The sequence below is a fragment of the Mycobacterium sp. 1245805.9 genome, assembly GCF_001672915.1.
Taxonomy (GTDB): domain Bacteria; phylum Actinomycetota; class Actinomycetes; order Mycobacteriales; family Mycobacteriaceae; genus Mycobacterium.
This window is the reverse complement of the sequence record NZ_LZKR01000013.1, coordinates 41,757-58,241: the sequence shown is the minus strand read 5'-3', so window position 1 is coordinate 58,241 and position 16,485 is coordinate 41,757. Positions and strand designations below refer to the sequence as shown.

Here is a 16,485-nt window from a genome sequence, read left to right as displayed (position 1 = left end):
CGGGACAGAAAGCGGCCAGTACCTTTGTCAGCTAACGGCAGGAACGGCGGTGAGCTCGTCGAGGGACAGCCACTCAGGCATCGGTGCCGAAATCGAGTGGAGGTCGTCCATGCATTCCCGCGCGAATAGCGTCAGACTGCCGAGCGCTTCGTCATGGGTGATGTCGCCCCACTGGACCTGGAACGAGATGTTTCGCGCGCCGGTTTCCATCTGGAGCGCTCGGACCCGCTCCATGCACATTTCCGGGGTGCCCCACACCTGCATATTGGCGTACCGGTCGAGAGAAAGCCCCGCCGTCGTTTCCGCGACAAAGTGCTCATAGCCGAGAGACCGGTCAAACTTGTCCCAACTGCCCTGGTCGTAATTGTTAGTCAGATCAAGCAATAACGAGGCCGAGGCCGCAAGTACCCGCTCGTGAGCCTCCTGCTCTGACCGCGCGCAGTAGAGCCATGGGTGCAAAACCGGCTGGCTTGGCGCGTAGCCTGCAGCAACCCGTTCTCGGTTGAGCAGCTGGACATCGGCCCTGGTAAGTCCCGTCGACTTCTGGCCGGAGTACATCATTCCCAATCCGCGACGACCGCCTTCGATCAGCGTCTCATCACTTGTCGCGGCCACCAGCAGGCAGTCGGCCAGATCCGGCGACACCGGACGCGGGCGGAGGGTGACTTCGGGAATCGTGAACACTTTGCCCTGGTAGCTGAACGACTCCTGCGACAGTGCCAGCCGAATGATCTCGACCGACTCGTCCATTCGCTCACGGCGATCGTGGTAAGGCACCCCGAGCGCCTCGTATTCGAATGGAGCCACCCCTCGTCCGACACCGATGAGCAACCGCCTCTCGGGCGCAAAGTTGTTCAGCAGTGCCAGTTGCTCCGCCACGCGGAGTGGGTGGTGCCACGGCAAGACGACGATGGACGTGCCGAAGTTGATCTTGCGTGTGCGACCCGCCAGGAAGGTCATGAGTTGCAGCGGGTTGGTCATCAACCCGTACGGTGAGACGTGATGTTCGGGAGCGAAAATGAAGTCGTACCCGAATGACTCGGCAGTCTGCGCCAACGAGACCACTTCGTTGATCAGTTCCGCGTCACTTCGGTAGGGATTCCCTCGACCGAGGTCCCGCTCGAAGTAGCGATCCCAATCCTCGGCAATGGGATGGACGACAACGCCGGTCTCGAGTTTCTGCACGCCAGTCACCCTCTCTTCATCCAGTTACGTTGCAACGGTAGAGCATCAACGTCAGAAACTCAAATTCTTGACTAACTGGGAACCTCTTCGAGGGTGTCGGCGATTGGCTTGGTGCGCTGCTTGGCGGCCGCCGTCATCTCGACGTGATGGCCATGTACCTCGATCTCGCGCCGGGCGAACTTCCAGCCGGTGTCGGTGCGACGAAGGATGTCCTTGTACACACCGGCCCCGAACAGCACCAGGTCGGGGTATCGGTAGAAGGTGTGATCGACAACGACCCGCGCCTCGTCACCGTCGATCTCGATGTCCGGCGCCGACAACATGTGCTTGCCGAGGTGACGGCGCGAGATGAATCGCATGATCGCATCCTTGCCGACGTAGTCCTTGCCGAACACATGAAGCACCGCATCTTCGGTGAACAGCTCGCGCATCTCTGCCCACTTGGCGAGATCGCACAACTGGCAGAACTGCGCCTGCAACGCGAGGATGGCGCGGAGGTCTCCGCAAGTGCACTCATCCGACATCGAGCCTCCTGAAATGTGTAAGTAGTGGTCACAGTTGAATCTGTTGACTACCAGATTAGTCGTATAGTTGACCTTCTCACGAAGAGTAGCCCGCAGCAGGCACCCAGTCCAGGCTTATCGACCCGGCCTGGCAATAACTCCATATATTGACTAACGAGGATGCCTCGCTACTATCAGCGAGTCATGATTCTGCTAGCGGATTCCGAGGACGAAGCAGCGCTGCGCTCGGCCTTCGGCCGAGTTTTCGCCAAACATAAACAAACCGAATCTGATACCTCCGCGCCCGACAGAGTCGCCCTATGGTCCCAGCTGGCCGCGATGGGCGCGCTGACGATGGCCGCTCCCGACAGCGACGGTGATGGTCGTGCGACGCTCGCGCAATTGTGCGTCGTCGCCGAGGAGGCCGGCGCCAACCTTCACTCAGCGGGCTTGGTTGAGCACCTGGCGGTAACGCGATTCCTTGGTACAAGTACTTGCGATGCCGCTCGCGGCGTTGTCCTCGAGAGGATTTCGACCCTGGCATTGCGACCGAGCAGTTCTGGCCGCTGGACGAGCGTGCTCACCAGCGCCACACCCACGTTGGTGGCCGGTGTTCATCTCGGCGCGCTGGGGGTGCAGCGGCTGTCCCCGGCATCCGACATCGGCGCAACCCTCGGCCCGCTTCGAGTCTGCGATCTCGACGTCGACGAGGAGCAGTTTGAATATCTAGCGCCGGCAGCGCAGCTTCAGACCGTCTTGGATACCTGGCGAGTACTCACCGCGGCGTACCTGATTGGGGCCGGCGACTGTGTCCTGGCGCGCACAGTGGCATATGTTGCCGACCGCCACCAATTCGGCCGACCGATTGGCGCCTATCAAGCGGTTCAGCACGGATTGGCTGATCTTCCGGGAATGCTCAGTGGGGCCCGGCTACTCGTCGGCAAGGCAGCGTGGTCAGTCGATCAACCCGATCAGCCGCCGGCAAACGATCTGGCCCGCAACGACATCAACGATGCCCGCGTACTTGCGTCGATGGCCCTCCTGTTCGCCGTCGATGCCGCCAACGCGGTTGTCGATCGCGCAATTCACTACCACGGCGCCATCGGCGCTGCGGCGGACACGGGCATCCATAGCTTCTATCGAATGGTCCGCTCGCTTCCCTTGCTGCTCGGCCCGATTAACACGCAGCGCCGTCTGCTTGCCGACCTCCTCCTGGAGCCGACGTGGACTTCACGCTGACCACCGAGCAAGAGACGTTTCGCGCGGCGGTCCAGGCCACTCTGGCTGCGGTTGATACGACACAGATCCGGCGATCGGTACTCGAGACCGGGGTCGCCCATCACAATGGGCTCAACGGCGCGCTGGCGCAGGCAGGTCTGTTACTTCAGGCGGTGCCCGGCCCCGACCGCGATCCGGTTCTCGTGCATCTACTGTTCAGCGAAATGGAAAAGGCCGGCCTGCCTTACGAAGGCATCGCCGTCAACCTCCTGGTTGCCGGGGTACTGCAATCGGTCGGCACGGACATGCACCGCCAGCAGGTGGTCGCCGCGTTGCTGAGCGGCACGAAGAACATCTGCCTTGGTTACTCCGAGCCCGATGCCGGGTCAGACCTGACTCGGATCAACACCCGCAGCCGCCGCGACGGCGACGAGTGGACTCTCAACGGACAGAAAATCTGGACCACACTCGCCCAAGATGCGGAGTGGATGTTCACCCTGACACGGACCGACTTATCGGGCGGCGAGCCCGACGTAGATGCTAGGCGCAGTGCTATGACGATGTTTCTCATCCCCATGAACACGAAAGGAATCCGCATCGATCCGATCCGAATGATGGGCGGCGAACGCGTCAACGCCGTCTTCCTCGACGACGTGGTCGTTTCCGACCAGTGGAGGGTAGGTGAGGCCAATCGGGCTTGGGAGGTAATGGTTGTGGCGCTCTCCCTCGAGCGCGGGGTCCTCGGGAACAGTCAGCTCGCGGTCTCACTGCTGGCGCAGAGCGTTGAATGGTTCGCGGCGACCCATGACGAGAGAGGTTTGCGCCTTCTCGACGATCCCGTTGTGCGCGAGGCAGTGGCGACCATAGCCGTTGACAACCAGGTCGGAGCGCTCCTTGGGCTGCGAGCCGCTGTAGAGAAAGACGGCCCCGCCGGTGTCGCCGGCTCGCAGGTGAAGGTGTTTGTGGCCGAACGCTACGTCCGCGCCGCCCGGCTTCTGCAGGACTTGTGCGGGTCGGCCGGGCTTTACGGTCGCGAGGTGACGGCGGCCGCGGCGGACGGCTGGGTTGAGTACCATGTCAACCATAGTCCGCTCACCCGAATCGCTGGCGGCACAACCGAAATCAATCGAAACAATATCGCTGAACGGTTACTTGGCCTGCCAAGAATGCGTTGAGATCGGCGGCTATCGACGAACGCCTAAGGAGGCGAAGGTGACTGGGTTCGGCAAACGCTATGGCCCCACAGCGGTAATCACCGGTGCCGCAGGAGGTATCGGCGCCGGGTTCGCCCGCGTCCTCGGCTCCCGCGGCTTCGATCTCGTTCTCACCGACATCAACGCCGACGGCCTCCAACGCACAGCGGACGATGTGTCCGCGCAGCACTCACACGCGGTGAGCACCGTGGTACTCGACATGACCGACCCAACAGCGCCGCAGTCGTTGGCCGACTTCAGCAGCGAGTGCGATGTCGGGCTGGTCATCGTCAACCACCTCTTCTCTGGTGGCAGCTGGCAGGTCCTCGACACGGAGATGGCTCAGCTGAACGCGCAGCTTGACGCCAACGTCCGTGCATATGTCGGGTTGGCAAGGATATTCGGGGACCGGCTGCGCCGGCGTGGTCGCGGTGGTCTGGTGTTGATGTCGTCGCTCACCGCGGTGGTCGGCTCGCCGTATGTCACGACTTACGGTGCGTCGAAGGCATTCATCCTGGCATTCGGTTCGGGCCTCGGCTACGAGCTTCGATCTTCGAACGTGGACGTCTTGACACTTGTGCCCAGCAGCGTCAACACGGAGACATACCGACGATCCGCCCGCAAGCCGTCGCGGCTCTTCCCTCCGATGGAGGTCGATGATTTCGTCGAGCAGGGGTTGGCGAAGCTGGGTAAGCGCTGGGTCGCCGTACCGGGAGCACGCAACGCGGTCATCGCCGGTATGCTCACGCGCATTCTGCCCCGGCAGGCAGCGACATCGGTCATGGGACGCAACATGGAGTCGATGCTGCGCGCCCACTGACGGCGGCTTCCAAAACCCTTCGCGCATCCACCCACCCAACACCCCGACGCCGCTCAGCGCAGCACGTACCTCAAGGGCTACAGTTAGTCCAGATGTGGACCTATCGAGGTGGTGAAAGAGCGTGCCCGCTGTGAGTCCGAACGCCGAGACCCCTGAGGAAGATTCAATCCGTTGGGGTCGCGATCAATGGGAATCGAAGTACGGCCACGAGCACGCGCACGCGATGGAGACGTTCAGTTCGTTGCTGAGGACTCGCGAGGTACTCGTCGACTGGATGAACGAGCAGCTCGCCAGTCTAGACATGTCGTGGATTGATTACGATCTGCTCTCCGTCATCGAATTCATCGGCGGTGGGCAGATGCCGCTGGGAAAGATCAGGTTTTACGTTCGGCGCTTCATCGTTCACCAGACCAGCATCACAAACGTCGTGGCTCGCCTGTCCGATCGCGGCATCGTCACCACCCATCAAGACGCCAACGACGGCAGAGTCACCGTCGTCGAACTGACTCCTCTTGGCCGCCGCCGACTGCGACGCGCGCACACGATCCTCGCCGAGGACGACTTCGGGCTCGGATCGTTATCGAAGGCAGAGCAGCGCACACTGATCGAGCTCCTATATGCCATAAGGCTCGATCACAAAGACGTTCATCCAATAGCCGAAGAGTAATTCCGCCGCTACCAGCTAGCGACTTCGGGCAGAACCTTGGCGATGAGCGTTTCCAGAGGCGCCATCGAATCGATGCCCGGTACGGCGCCCATCACACTGTCGAAACCCAAATCGCGAAGTGCTGCGAGTCGCCGCAACAACCCGTCAGGTCCGTCGGGTCCGTTGGGGTCCAATGCCAGGATCGCCGTCTTCTCGATCGTGTCGTAGTCACGATCTGCCAGCCGGCAGTGTTCTCGCAAGACGGCAAGTTTCTGCCCCGCGTCTGGTCCGCCGTAGACGTTGCACGCATCCGCGTACCGTGCCGCCAGCCGCAGCGTGCGTCGTTCGCCTCCCCCACCGACCAGAATGCGGGGCCGCGGCTTCGCTTGTGGCATCGGCGAATTCAAAGTGCTCGCCAGCGTGTAATACCTGCCCCGGAACGATTTCGTTGAGTCGGAGAACATCTGCAAGCAGACTTGGAGGGCCTCCTCGAGGCGTTCGAAGCGCACCCGGTTGGGCCCGAATTCCAAACCGAGACCGGTGGCCTCCTCTTGATTCCACCCGGCCCCGAGGCCCAGCATCGCGCGTCCGCCCGACAACACGTCCAGTGTGGTCACCATCTTGGCGAGGAGACCCGGCGGTCGGTACGTGACCGCGGATACCAAGGTCAGCAGCTCGAGGGAATTCGTTTCAGCGGCAATAAATCCGAGGGTGGTGTAGGCCTCTAGCATCGGGTCGCTTTCGACACCATGCGCGCTTGTCTGCCAGACATGGTCGGTGACGCTCAAGCGTGAGAAGCCGCCGTCTTCCGCCGCACGTGCGATCTGTGACAGCAGTGCCGGAAGGGACCCGTTCGCCGAATTCCAGGTGTAGTCATCGAGGTGCAGCCCAAGCTTCATCGTGTTCCTTGTCTTTGCAACTGGCCAGCTGCGCAGCTTCGGGTACTTTGTGTCTCTTTGTTTCAGACCTCAATGAGGACAGCGCCACCCTGCCCACCGCCGGCGCACATCGCCGCTACCCCCAATCCACCATCGCGGCGCCGTAATTCGTGGATCAACGTCGTCAACATCCGTGCGCCCGAGGCGGCGATCGGGTGGCCTAGACTGCAGCCGCTTCCATAAATATTGACCCTGTCCTCGTCAATGCCCAGTTCGCGGCATGCAGCCAACGGCACCGATGCGAAGGCCTCGTTGATCTCCCATAGTCTGACGTCCCGGACGCTGCGCCCCGCCCGCTCAAGCACCTTTTCGATGGACGAGATCGCGCCATATCCCATCAACCGCGGCTCGACGCCCACCGCCGACCACCCAAGGATCGTCGCAAGTGTTTCGATCGGTTCGGACTGCGCCAAGTTCGAGCTCATGACCGTCAATGCTGCCGCGGCGTCGTTGGCGCCGCTGGCATTTCCCGCTGTGATCGAGAAGTCGGGGATCTCCGGGTGCAGAACCGGCAGCGACGCCATCTTCTCGGCCGTAGTGGTACGGCGGGGATGTTCGTCGACCGCGAATTCGGTGATCGTGCCGTCCCTCAGTTTGACTTTGATCGGCACGATCTCATCCACGAACTTTCCGGCATCGATGGCAGCGATGGCGCGCCGGTGCGATCGCAAAGCCCACGCGTCGAGTTCATCGCGGGTCAATCCGGCTTGCTTCGCGGTGTTGAAGCCCACCGGAATCGACATGTCGTATCCCGGCGCATCGGCCGTCTCGGGATGCGTCGCCGGAAACCAGTCTTGCATCTCATCGGCCGTGCCGGGTACCCGCCGTTTCAGTTGCGGCATAAACGATGACGAATGCACACCCCCGGCGACGACGACGTCCTCCATGCCACTGGCAACCCCGCCGGCGGCAACCCCGACCGCCGCCAGGCTGGCCGCGCAGTGCCGGTTGACGGCCAGCCCGGGAACCTTCGTCATGCCACAAAGGAGTGCCACGTACCGCGCGAGATCACCTCCGCCATTCAGAGATTCGGCGAGCACGATGTCATCGACGCGGTCCGGATCGATACCGGATCGTCGAACGGCCTCTTGTACGACGGTTAGCGCCAGCACCTCGGGCGGGGTATCGACGAGGGTGCCCTTGTACGCGGTACCGATGGCAGTACGGACGGCGCTGACAACTACCGGCTGAGAGGCAGTCACTGCACGCCGGCCGAAGACGAACTTGGCGGCAACAGACTGACCTGGGCTTCGCTTGCCGTTGCCGGATCCATGGTCGGCAGCACCTCATCAGGGTGGGCTGCTTCGTAGAGCTTGCGCCACTCGTGCTTCGACCGGATCACGGTATCGACGTCAGGTGATTTAGCACGCAACGCCCCGACGGTGGCATCGGCCCGCGAGATGTGTTTGAACGGTTCCCACCCGAAGAATCGGCAGGTGTTCTGCCAGGTGATCTTGTTGATCTCCTCATCGGTGGCACCTACTTCCGCGAGCTCTGCGTGAACGAACTCGGGGGCGTCGGGAAAGATTGAATCCGAGTGCGGGTAGTCGCATTCCCACGCGATTATGTCGATGCCGATCTGGTTGCGGACGCGTAGCGCGGTCGGATCGGTGACATAGCAGGCGATGCAATGCTCGCGGAACACCTCACTGGGAAGCTTGCCGCCAAAGTCATTGTCGAGCCAGCGCTGGTTGGTGAAATGGCGATCGCACCGATCCAGGTAGAACGGAATCCATCCGATGCCGGCCTCCGACCACGCGATCTTGAGGTCCGGATAGTTCATCATCGCCCCACCCCACAGCAGGTCCTGGCAAGCGATCGTGGAAATCTGCGTCGCGAGGATTATGAAGTTGTCAATCGGTGCTCCTGGCGCGGAATTGATCGCAGCGAAACCGAGGCCGATGTGTAGGCACCATACGACCCGTTCCTCTGCGGCGGCCTGAAATGCCGGACCCCAGTACTCCATGTCGTGGTAACTCGGAAGCCCTTGCAAATGAGGCAGTTCGGGCATCGCAATCGCGCGACAACCCTTGCGCGCGACCCTGCGGATCTCGTCGACCATCGCCTTCGGATCCCATACCGGCGCAAGGGCGAGCGGGATGAAGCGGCCGGGGTAGGACGCCGCCCATTCGTCGATGTGCCAGTCGTTGTAGGCCTTCAGCATGATCAGCGAGAGGTCCTTGTCCGCAGCCTCTTGGAAGAACCGGCCGCTGAACCCCGTGAAGGAGGGGAAGCACATCGAGGCCAGAATGCCGTTGCGATTCATGTCGCGGACACGCTCGTTCACGTCGTAAGTCCCGGGACGCATTTCGGCGAAGGTGCTGGGGTTCAGTCCCCACTCTTCGTTGGGCCAGCCGACAACCGCGTTGAGACTGGTTGACCCGCTGCACACGCCCTGGAACCACCACTTCTCGAAGCCATTCTCGTCCATGATGGACTTAGGGGCCTGGTCCTTATAACGCTGCGGCACATGCTGGTCGAACATGTTCCTCGGCTCGATCACATGGTCGTCAATGCTGACCAGGATCATGTCTTCAACGCGCATTTGTGGACTCCGTCCGATATCTCCATGTGCTTTGGGCCGGACGAATCATCCGCTCTTTCGTCCGATCCGAATAGGTTGTCGCAACCAGGATCTGGGCAGGCCGGAGGACGAGACCTACACCAAAGACAACTCTCGAGTGAGTTGAAGTTATCATCGCCCCGCGCAGATGGTCAAGACTGCGACTAATTGGCCACCGGCGCGGTAGAAGGGCGCGGCGGCCGATCACGTCGGTGCGAAGCGTTGGCCAGCGTCCAGGCGGATGCACAGTCCAAGTCTCCCGTTGGTTTAGCCGGTGCCCACAGCGCGGCGGGCGAGCCTGGACATGGTCTGGGTCGCCGCGCGGCGATCGAGGGCTGTGGTCTTGTCGAAGAACCGCCGATTGGCTTCGACTGGCACGAAGACGGGCCCGTCCTGCAGATGTGCCATTGCTTCGGTGACGACCTCTTCGGCTGTTGGGAGCATAGAAACGTCCATCAGCGCCTTGGCCTCCAACGCCGGCGTCCGAGTGCCGCCCAAAGGCACGCAAACTACGTCGACTCCCCGATCGGTCAGTTCGGACCACAGGGCCTCGGCGAAGTGCTGCGTGAATGCCTTAGCCGCTGAGTAAGTCGCCTCGAGCGCTTGACCTGCGATGCCGGCGAGGGATCCGACGAAGATCAGCCCTCCGCGGCCACGTTCCGCCATGGCGGGGGCAAACAGATGCGCTAACGTCACCGCTGCGACGCAATTGACGTCGATCGTCTTCAGGCCTACATCGAGCGAGTCGTCAAGGAAATCGCCGTGTGTGCGGTCCCATGAACCGACGTTGTGGACCACCAGCCCGACTTCGATTTCGGAAGTGGCTGCTCGCAATACATCACGCAGATCAGGATCGGTGATGTCACGGGCGACCGTCCGGACGTCTACACCGGCAGCCCGCAGTTCTGTCGCGGCTTCCTCTAGCACCGCAACGCGACGTGCCAAGATCAGCAGATTAATGCCCTGGCGTGCCAGAGCACGACACCATTCCAGGCCGACACCTTCCGATCCACCCGTCACCACGGCCCACGGCCCGTATCGCGTTGCCAGCTCCATCCGCACCAGCCTGTCCGGTCACCTCAATTTAGTCAAGATCACGACCGATGCGGTATCGGTGGTCAAGAATATGACAATTGGACGGATTTGTCGGGTATCCGAACAATTGCGGCCGCGCGCTTCGCGACGGGGCCCGTCCTAGTCGCAATCTTGAGTAAACGGCCCACGACAGATAGCGTGCCGGCAAGACTTCGATCGACCAACCGTCCCCACGACGGAGTCTCGCCCACCCTGGGATTGCCGAACGCGGGCGACTGACGACTGGAAGGGACGCGCAATGTCCACCGGTGCGACCTGCGTACACCCCCATGAGGCCACCACCGTTCCGCAGTGGATCGATGCCCTCGCCGAGACCTTCGGCGAAAGACCCTGCGTCGTTTCGGACGTCGGTACATTGTCATACCTTGACCTCGAGCGCGAATCTGCCGTGCTTGCACGGGGATTGCTGGCTCACGGCATCGGTAAGGGCAGCCGTATCGGTTTGCTGCTGGGCAATGGTCCGGCCTGGGTGATGTGGTGGGCTGCGGTCAGCCGCGTCGGAGCTGTGTGTGTTCCGATGAGCACCTTCTTGCAGCCCGCGGAGCTGGCTCGCGTGCTCCTCCATGCCGACCTGCACTGGTTGGTCGCCAGCCGGACATTCCTGGCACGAGACTTCGTCACACTCATCGGCGCCGCTCTCGGCGGAAAGGGCCAACTTGACGGCCCGCTGCTGGCCCTCGCAGACGCACCGTTCCTGCGGACCGTCGTGCTCGACGAGTCGAAGGAGCAGTGGACCCGCGACACCAATTGGGTCGTCGCTGAGGGTCGCGAGGCGCGATGGGGCGGAGTGCTGAAAACGGCTCAGCGGGAAGTGCATTGCGACGATGAGGCGTTGTGCATCTACACATCGGGGCAGAGCGCCGAACCCAAAGGGGTCATACATTCACAGGGATCCATCGTCGGTAAAGCGCACTACCTGCGCAGGATGTTCGACTTCAACGAGACAAGCTACACAAGAGCGACAATGCCGTTCTTCTGGGTCGGCGGGCTCGTGATGGCCCTGTTTCCGACGATGGACGCCGGCGGCGTTACCCATTGTGCCGAACGTTCGACTTGGGCGTCCGGTGCAGTAATCGGTAGGAGCACAGCCGGGCAGCCCGCAGCCGAGGAACGCACCCGCCAATTCGCCAACATCCCCGCGCTAGGTATGACCGAGACCTTCGGGATCTACTCGTGGGGCCGCGATGTCGCGGTGCCCGAGTATCCGATCGCCGCCCCACTCGATGATCTCCAACCAGGCTTCGAGCTTCGATTGGTCGATGATCAAGATGGGGAGGCAGACGACGGCGTCACTGCGCAGATCCTGGTGCGCGGACCAACTATCACAACAAGGCTCCAGAAGGTGGCCAGATCAGAGGCCTTCGATGCCGACGGGTTCTATCGCACGGGCGATTTGGGTGTGCGCGAAGGCAATCGCATCTTTTTCGCGGGTCGCATGCACGACATGATCAAGACGTCGGGGGCCAACGTCGCACCGGCCGAGGTCGAGCGTGAGATCAGCGGACTCGACGGGGTGGCACTCGCGGTCGTGGTGGGTGTCGATGACGAGGGCGTGCGTGGCCAGATCGTCACGGCGGCGGTGGTGCTGAGTCCTGGCGCTGCGCTGTCTCCGGAAGAGATCCGGCACCACCTTCAACACCGGTTGTCGTCCTACAAGGTGCCCAGGTCGATCGTCGTGTTCGACTCGATCGATGAGATCCCGATGACGCCTTCGATGAAGGTGCGCAAACGCGAGTTGGCCGCGCTTATCCGTTCGCGGATCGAACCAAAGAACTGACGTCAACACGGAGCAGAGATTGGAAAACCGCGCCAGTCCGCCGAACGACGCCGCAGGAGTGAAGGAGGACAGATGCCTCAATCCGTACTTTTTACCGGCGCCTTCGGGTTGGTAGGGACAGCGACTGTGAACGCACTTGTCACTGCCGGTCGCGATGTGGTGGCGACCGATATTCACACGCCGGCGAACGGGCGGGCGGCTATCCGGTCAGGAAGACCAGCCGGAACTTACCGATCTGCACCTGATCGTTGTTTGCAAGCACCGTCGAGTCCACCGGCTGACGGTTGACGTAGGTGCCGTTGAGGCTCCCGACGTCGGCAACGGTCCAGCTGCCGTCCTCGCCGAGGCGAAACTCGGCGTGGCGGCGGCTCACGGTGATGTCGTCGAGGAGAATATCGCTATCGGGATGTCGTCCCGCCGAGGTGACGGGCTGGTCGAGCAAGAACCGAGAACCAGCGTTCGGGCCACGCCTGACAATCAGCAGAGCCGATCCGCTCGGCAACCCTTCGGCGGCTTCCGCTTCGGCAGTAACACTCGAACGGTCATCAAACTCGCCAAGAAATTCGGTGCCGAAATCCGCAGTGGTCTCGCCTGCTGCTTGATTGAGGTTTGGGTTGTCGTCGTCGCGGTTCACGCGTTGGTGCCGCCACCCGCGACAGCGGCCCGCTTTGCATGGTGCCAGCCCATTGGACGGCTCCTTTTCCTACCTCGAGCACGATCAGATGCCCGCAGGCTAGAAGAAGTACCCCGGTTCGGCGGGTCTTATGCTCCCCGGCCTTTACGCCGGCGGTCGTTGTTTAGCTGCCTCTTCCTGTGCGCAACGGATCATCCGCTCGTCGCAATAGCGGTCACGTCCTTGCAGCGGTACAAGTGCACCTTCTAGCCAATCGACGGTTGGAAAAGTTTCGCAAAAAATGTCCGGGTTCGCCCGGCCTGAAGCTCCTACCTGTAAGCGCGGCCCACCCGGGTCCGGCGGTACGGAAATGGAGCACATCATGGACACCAACCACAGCCTCGACGTGATCGCGCCCGAGGCGGCGAAACGCAGGGCCACCGGGCGCCCGGCGCTGCTCGAGCACCAGCGCCGGATGCGCGAGAACGCCGCGCTCTTCCTGAGCCTGGCACGAGAAGCCGACATCGTCACCGGCGACAGCGAGAGCGCCCCGATGATCCCCTGCATCGTCGGCAGCTCCAGCGAGGCACTGCGACTGTCGGACGCCCTGACACGGCGGGGCATTACTGCCGACCCGATCGTGTTCCCGGCCGTACCGGAAGACGAAGCGCGCCTGCGGTTCTTTGTCACCAGCTGCCATTCCGAGGAACAGATCCGCTCCATCGTCCGGGTGCTGGCCGAGGAGCTGACGCTGCTGAGCGCGGCCAGCTAGGCCCAGAAAGGCGTCGGGACCGTGCAATTGTTCTGCTTTCACCACGCCGGGGGCGGCGGGTCGGCATTCAACGCCTGGCGTAAAGCGCTGAGTCCGGCCGTCGAGGTGGTTCCGGTCGAGGTCGCCGATCGACAGCGCTTCGCCACGCTTCGGCAGCTCGTCGATGAGGTGCACGATCACCTGCGATCCACCCTGCACGAGCCGCATATGTTCTTCGGCCACAGCTTCGGCGCCCTGCTGGCGTATCGGTTGGCGTGCATGCGCGCCGCGCAGGGTCTCCCGCTACCGCGGGCGGTATTCCTGTCCGCGTACGGGCCGCCGCACCTTCCGCCGCCACTTCACGTCGTGGATCTGCTCGACGACCACCAGCTCGCGAAGGTCCTGTCCGATGTGGGCGGACTGCCGGCGCAACTGACGCGGTGGCCCACTCTGCACGAGCGAGCCATCAGCGCCACCCGACACGACTTGCGGCTATGCATGACGGACGAGGGAGCCGACACCGCGGAACTGTCCTGCCCGATTCATGTCTTCGGCGGCAGCGACGACCCGCTCGTGCGTGAATCCGATTTGCACGAATGGCGTTCGCGGACAACGGCGGATTTCTCCGTACGGATTCTCCGGGGCGGCCACTTCTATCTGCGTGATCGGCAGCCGCTGTTTACGACGCTGCGTCCCCTACTGTCGACGATCGCGGCAGCATAGAAGCCGGTCGATTCAATCCCGGCTGAGAACGAACGCCTCGATGTGGCGCTCGCCGGCCCGCACCTCGTACTTGCGCCAGCCGGGGTACATCTTGACGCCCTTCGCCCAGATGTCGTCGCGCTCGGCCGGCGTGGCGAGCCGCGCGGTGGCCTGCCAGGTGTCGCGCCCGATCGACACGGTGGCTTTCGGGTTGGCCTTGAGGTTGTAGTACCAGGCCGGGTGCTTTTCGCCGCCGAAGTTGGACGCGATGAGGCCCACGCCGTCGGGGTGCGGGATTCCGTACAACGCGACGGTGCGGGGTTGACCCGACTTGGCGCCGGTGGTGGTGAGGATGACCGCGGGAATCCCGGTCGCGATCTCGGCGAAGCTCTTCCTGCCGCCGGTGACCTTGGTGACGAGTCGGTCCAGATGGTGTGCCGTCGGGCGCAGAAACGCCGCGCCCACCTTCGTGGCCGCGAAGGTGCGCATCATTCGGTGGAACGGGTTGGTGGCGTCGAACGACCGGTCGGACATGGTGTCATTCTCGCGCAACGGTATTCGCGGTTCTAGTAGGAGATCAGGCGCGGTCGTGGAGGGTGACCTGGTAGCCATCGGGGTCGGCGAAGGTGAACGTCCGACCAAATGGGCCGTCGATCGGCGCGGAGACGATGGGGTGACCGTCGGCGGCGAGAGCATCGTGAATCGCCTGGACGTCTGTGGCGTGCAGCCAGATCGCGGCGCCGATGCCGGGCTGAGCAACGGATGCGAGATCGGTGCCGGGAACGACGTCGCGCACTGCGAACGCGATCGGCTTCGTCTCGAAGACGACGGCGTGCGGAGGCCCGGCCTGCGAGCGGACGAGGCCCAGGTACTGCTGGTAGAACGCCTGCGAAGCATCGAGGTCGCGCACTTGCAGGGAGATGAAGTCGGGGCCGGTGGCGGGCATGATGCGCTCCTTTCTTTCGTGTCAGTTTTCTGACATAGAGGACTGTATGTCAGAATACTGACATGAGTCAAGACGGCGCCGGTGTCGACCTGGAGACCTCACTGGGCTATCTCCTGAAGGAAGCGTCGAGCGTCCTCCGCGCGGCCATGGAGGAGGTGCTGCGCCCGCTCGAATTGAGCGTCACGCAGTACTCCTGCCTCGAGCTGCTCGCTCAACGCCCGGGCCTGTCGAACTCCGAGCTCGCGCGGGGAGCATTCGTGACACGGCAGTCGATGAACGTGGTGCTCCAGGGTCTGGAACGAGAGGGCTACGTGACCAGGCCCACGGAGGCACCCGTCGGCAAGGTTCTTCCCACGCGGCTCACCGCACGCGGCCGACGGACCCGGGAGAAGGCAAGCGTTGCCGTTCGATCCGTCGAGCTACGAATGCTCACCGGCATGACCGAGGCCGAGCAGTCAAACGCGTTCCGGATCCTGCAGCGCATGATCCAGTCCCTGCGCGATGGCAACGACGGCGCATAGCGCGTTTTGCGGCAGACCCCGACACCCTTGCGGCGGATGGCCTGTCGATGAATGATCGCGAGATGAACATGGCGCTGTGGATCGTCGCGATCGTTCTGGCGGTCGCATTCCTCGGCAGCGGGCTGCTGAAACTCGTTCGCACCAAGGACCAATTGGTGGGCTCGGGCTTCGGTTGGGCGGAGGACTACAGCCCGAACACGATCCGGCTCATCGGCGTCGCCGAAATCCTCGGCGCGATCGGGTTGATCGTGCCGGCCCTGGTGCACATCGCGCCGATCCTGGTGCCGCTGGCCGCACTCGGGCTCGCGGCGGTGATGATCGGCGCCGCCGTGGTGCACGCCCGACGCAAGGAGACACCGTTCGTCGCGATGAACGCGGTGCTGCTGGCGCTCGCGCTCTTCGTCGCCTGGGGCCGCTTCGGGCCCTATCCGCTTACGTAGTCACGCGGGCTTGGTGCTGTCGACCTGATCGGCGTCGTACTCGATGACGGGCGCCGAGTCGCCGTAGACGTCGAGGGTGTGAATGAAGCGGTGCAATCCCATCACCCCGGCACAGGTGAAGCCGAGCTCGATGATCTGCGCGGCGGTGAAGTGCTCCCCCAGGCGCTTGTAGAACTCGTCGTCCATGGCGTGGTGGTCGGCGGATAGCAGGTCGAGGAACTCGACGGCCATCTGTTCCTGCGGGGTGAGCGCGTCGTGGCCCGGGGCGAGCAGGCACGCGACGTCCTCCTCGGTGATCGAGTCGTGCTTGCGGGATTGGCTGCAGGGCTCGCATTCGCCGAGTTGTGCGCTGCGGATGCGCAATAGCTCCAGGATCCGGCCGCCGAGCAGGGTGCCGGCACCCAGCTGGTGTCTGGCCATGTCGACCTGCTCGAGTTGTGCGCTGCGATACGCGAATATCTGCAGGGGCACCGGGGTTGCGTAGAGCCCGGCGGCGACCCCGGCCTCCACGATTTCGCGGGAGTGCGAGCTGAGCTCTTCCATCGGAATTGGCGCAATACGCGGCATCAGATCA

Annotated in this window: 19 protein-coding genes; 9 read left to right on the top strand and 10 right to left on the bottom strand. The window is 62.9% G+C overall.

Going from position 1 to position 16,485, the window contains the following annotated elements; genetic code table 11:
- Positions 1-27: 27 nt before the first annotated feature.
- Positions 28-1,185 (bottom strand): LLM class flavin-dependent oxidoreductase, encoded by a 1,158-nt coding sequence (locus tag A9X00_RS02290; RefSeq protein WP_067148626.1) that lies wholly within the window; start codon positions 1,183-1,185, stop codon positions 28-30.
- 71 nt (positions 1,186-1,256) lie between these two features.
- Entirely contained in the window at positions 1,257-1,709 is a 453-nt protein-coding gene (locus tag A9X00_RS02285) for a nuclear transport factor 2 family protein (RefSeq protein ID WP_067148623.1), read from the bottom strand.
- 183 nt (positions 1,710-1,892) lie between these two features.
- On the opposite strand from A9X00_RS02285, the gene A9X00_RS02280 reads away from it, so the two are divergent.
- The 4 genes from A9X00_RS02280 to A9X00_RS02265 all read left to right on the top strand — a co-directional run bounded on the left by A9X00_RS02280 (position 1,893) and on the right by A9X00_RS02265 (position 5,586).
- Positions 1,893-2,927 (top strand): acyl-CoA dehydrogenase family protein, encoded by a 1,035-nt coding sequence (locus A9X00_RS02280; protein ID WP_067148620.1) that lies wholly within the window; start codon positions 1,893-1,895, stop codon positions 2,925-2,927.
- Positions 2,912-4,081 carry an acyl-CoA dehydrogenase family protein gene (locus A9X00_RS02275; protein WP_067148618.1) on the top strand — a complete coding sequence of 390 codons (1,170 nt, stop codon included), beginning with the start codon at positions 2,912-2,914 and terminating at the stop codon, positions 4,079-4,081. The genes A9X00_RS02280 and A9X00_RS02275 overlap by 16 nt, the downstream gene beginning before the upstream one ends.
- A 37-nt stretch (positions 4,082-4,118) precedes the next feature.
- Positions 4,119-4,919 (top strand): SDR family oxidoreductase, encoded by an 801-nt coding sequence (locus tag A9X00_RS02270; RefSeq protein ID WP_067148615.1) that lies wholly within the window; start codon positions 4,119-4,121, stop codon positions 4,917-4,919.
- A gap of 130 nt (positions 4,920-5,049) precedes the next feature.
- On the top strand, positions 5,050-5,586 hold the full coding sequence (locus A9X00_RS02265) for a MarR family winged helix-turn-helix transcriptional regulator (protein ID WP_156771894.1): 537 nt from the start codon (positions 5,050-5,052) through the stop codon (positions 5,584-5,586).
- A gap of 8 nt (positions 5,587-5,594) precedes the next feature.
- Here A9X00_RS02265 and A9X00_RS02260 read toward each other — a convergent pair whose 3' ends face one another.
- The 4 genes from A9X00_RS02260 to A9X00_RS02245 form a co-directional block, all read right to left on the bottom strand.
- Complete coding sequence (locus A9X00_RS02260; RefSeq protein WP_067148608.1) at positions 5,595-6,464, bottom strand: LLM class F420-dependent oxidoreductase; 870 nt, start codon at positions 6,462-6,464, stop codon at positions 5,595-5,597.
- 62 nt (positions 6,465-6,526) lie between these two features.
- Complete coding sequence (locus tag A9X00_RS02255; RefSeq protein WP_067148605.1) at positions 6,527-7,705, bottom strand: thiolase family protein; 1,179 nt, start codon at positions 7,703-7,705, stop codon at positions 6,527-6,529.
- Positions 7,702-9,048, bottom strand: a complete 1,347-nt coding sequence (locus A9X00_RS02250; protein WP_082974640.1) for an amidohydrolase family protein — start codon at positions 9,046-9,048, stop codon at positions 7,702-7,704. Before A9X00_RS02250 ends, A9X00_RS02255 begins: the two co-directional genes overlap by 4 nt.
- A 285-nt stretch (positions 9,049-9,333) precedes the next feature.
- On the bottom strand, positions 9,334-10,122 hold the full coding sequence (locus A9X00_RS02245; RefSeq protein ID WP_067148602.1) for an SDR family oxidoreductase: 789 nt from the start codon (positions 10,120-10,122) through the stop codon (positions 9,334-9,336).
- Positions 10,123-10,399: 277 nt separating this feature from the next.
- On the opposite strand from A9X00_RS02245, the gene A9X00_RS02240 reads away from it, so the two are divergent.
- Positions 10,400-11,938 carry a class I adenylate-forming enzyme family protein gene (locus A9X00_RS02240; protein ID WP_067148599.1) on the top strand — a complete coding sequence of 513 codons (1,539 nt, stop codon included), beginning with the start codon at positions 10,400-10,402 and terminating at the stop codon, positions 11,936-11,938.
- 199 nt (positions 11,939-12,137) lie between these two features.
- On the opposite strand, the gene A9X00_RS02235 is transcribed toward A9X00_RS02240, so the two are convergent.
- The gene (locus tag A9X00_RS02235) at positions 12,138-12,572 is read right to left on the bottom strand and encodes an FHA domain-containing protein (RefSeq protein WP_067148596.1); all 435 of its coding nucleotides are present in this window, start codon (positions 12,570-12,572) and stop codon (positions 12,138-12,140) included.
- A gap of 361 nt (positions 12,573-12,933) precedes the next feature.
- On the opposite strand from A9X00_RS02235, the gene A9X00_RS02230 reads away from it, so the two are divergent.
- Both A9X00_RS02230 and A9X00_RS02225 read left to right on the top strand, forming a co-directional pair.
- Complete coding sequence (locus tag A9X00_RS02230; protein WP_156771893.1) at positions 12,934-13,323, top strand: hypothetical protein; 390 nt, start codon at positions 12,934-12,936, stop codon at positions 13,321-13,323.
- A 21-nt stretch (positions 13,324-13,344) separates the two neighbouring features.
- Positions 13,345-14,025, top strand: coding sequence for a thioesterase II family protein (locus tag A9X00_RS02225; RefSeq protein ID WP_067148590.1), 681 nt, complete (start codon positions 13,345-13,347; stop codon positions 14,023-14,025).
- 12 nt (positions 14,026-14,037) lie between these two features.
- Here A9X00_RS02225 and A9X00_RS02220 read toward each other — a convergent pair whose 3' ends face one another.
- On the bottom strand, positions 14,038-14,538 hold the full coding sequence (locus A9X00_RS02220; protein WP_067148586.1) for a nitroreductase family deazaflavin-dependent oxidoreductase: 501 nt from the start codon (positions 14,536-14,538) through the stop codon (positions 14,038-14,040).
- Between the two features lie 43 nt (positions 14,539-14,581).
- Positions 14,582-14,950: a VOC family protein gene (locus A9X00_RS02215; protein ID WP_067148583.1), complete on the bottom strand. Its 369-nt coding sequence runs from the start codon at positions 14,948-14,950 to the stop codon at positions 14,582-14,584.
- A 62-nt stretch (positions 14,951-15,012) separates the two neighbouring features.
- Between A9X00_RS02215 and A9X00_RS02210 the strand changes: the two genes are divergently transcribed.
- A complete protein-coding gene (locus tag A9X00_RS02210; RefSeq protein ID WP_067148580.1) occupies positions 15,013-15,471 on the top strand; it encodes a MarR family winged helix-turn-helix transcriptional regulator in 459 nt (152 codons plus the stop codon).
- 47 nt (positions 15,472-15,518) lie between these two features.
- A complete protein-coding gene (locus A9X00_RS02205) occupies positions 15,519-15,911 on the top strand; it encodes a DoxX family protein (RefSeq protein WP_232006649.1) in 393 nt (130 codons plus the stop codon).
- Here the strand turns inward: A9X00_RS02205 and A9X00_RS02200 are convergent, their stop codons facing one another.
- Entirely contained in the window at positions 15,912-16,478 is a 567-nt protein-coding gene (locus tag A9X00_RS02200) for a carboxymuconolactone decarboxylase family protein (protein WP_067148575.1), read from the bottom strand. It abuts the gene before it with no gap.
- Positions 16,479-16,485: the final 7 nt, after the last annotated feature.

Coding starts and splice junctions, on each gene's coding strand:
- A9X00_RS02280 (WP_067148620.1), top strand. CDS start 1,893: ATGATTCTGCTAGCGGATTCCGAGGACGAAGCAGCGCTGCGCTCGGCC.
- A9X00_RS02200 (WP_067148575.1), bottom strand. CDS start 16,478: ATGCCGCGTATTGCGCCAATTCCGATGGAAGAGCTCAGCTCGCACTCC.
- A9X00_RS02220 (WP_067148586.1), bottom strand. CDS start 14,538: ATGTCCGACCGGTCGTTCGACGCCACCAACCCGTTCCACCGAATGATG.
- A9X00_RS02250 (WP_082974640.1), bottom strand. CDS start 9,048: ATGCGCGTTGAAGACATGATCCTGGTCAGCATTGACGACCATGTGATC.
- A9X00_RS02260 (WP_067148608.1), bottom strand. CDS start 6,464: ATGAAGCTTGGGCTGCACCTCGATGACTACACCTGGAATTCGGCGAAC.
- A9X00_RS02210 (WP_067148580.1), top strand. CDS start 15,013: ATGAGTCAAGACGGCGCCGGTGTCGACCTGGAGACCTCACTGGGCTAT.
- A9X00_RS02285 (WP_067148623.1), bottom strand. CDS start 1,709: ATGTCGGATGAGTGCACTTGCGGAGACCTCCGCGCCATCCTCGCGTTG.
- A9X00_RS02230 (WP_156771893.1), top strand. CDS start 12,934: ATGGACACCAACCACAGCCTCGACGTGATCGCGCCCGAGGCGGCGAAA.
- A9X00_RS02205 (WP_232006649.1), top strand. CDS start 15,519: ATGAATGATCGCGAGATGAACATGGCGCTGTGGATCGTCGCGATCGTT.
- A9X00_RS02245 (WP_067148602.1), bottom strand. CDS start 10,122: ATGGAGCTGGCAACGCGATACGGGCCGTGGGCCGTGGTGACGGGTGGA.
- A9X00_RS02240 (WP_067148599.1), top strand. CDS start 10,400: ATGTCCACCGGTGCGACCTGCGTACACCCCCATGAGGCCACCACCGTT.
- A9X00_RS02215 (WP_067148583.1), bottom strand. CDS start 14,950: ATGCCCGCCACCGGCCCCGACTTCATCTCCCTGCAAGTGCGCGACCTC.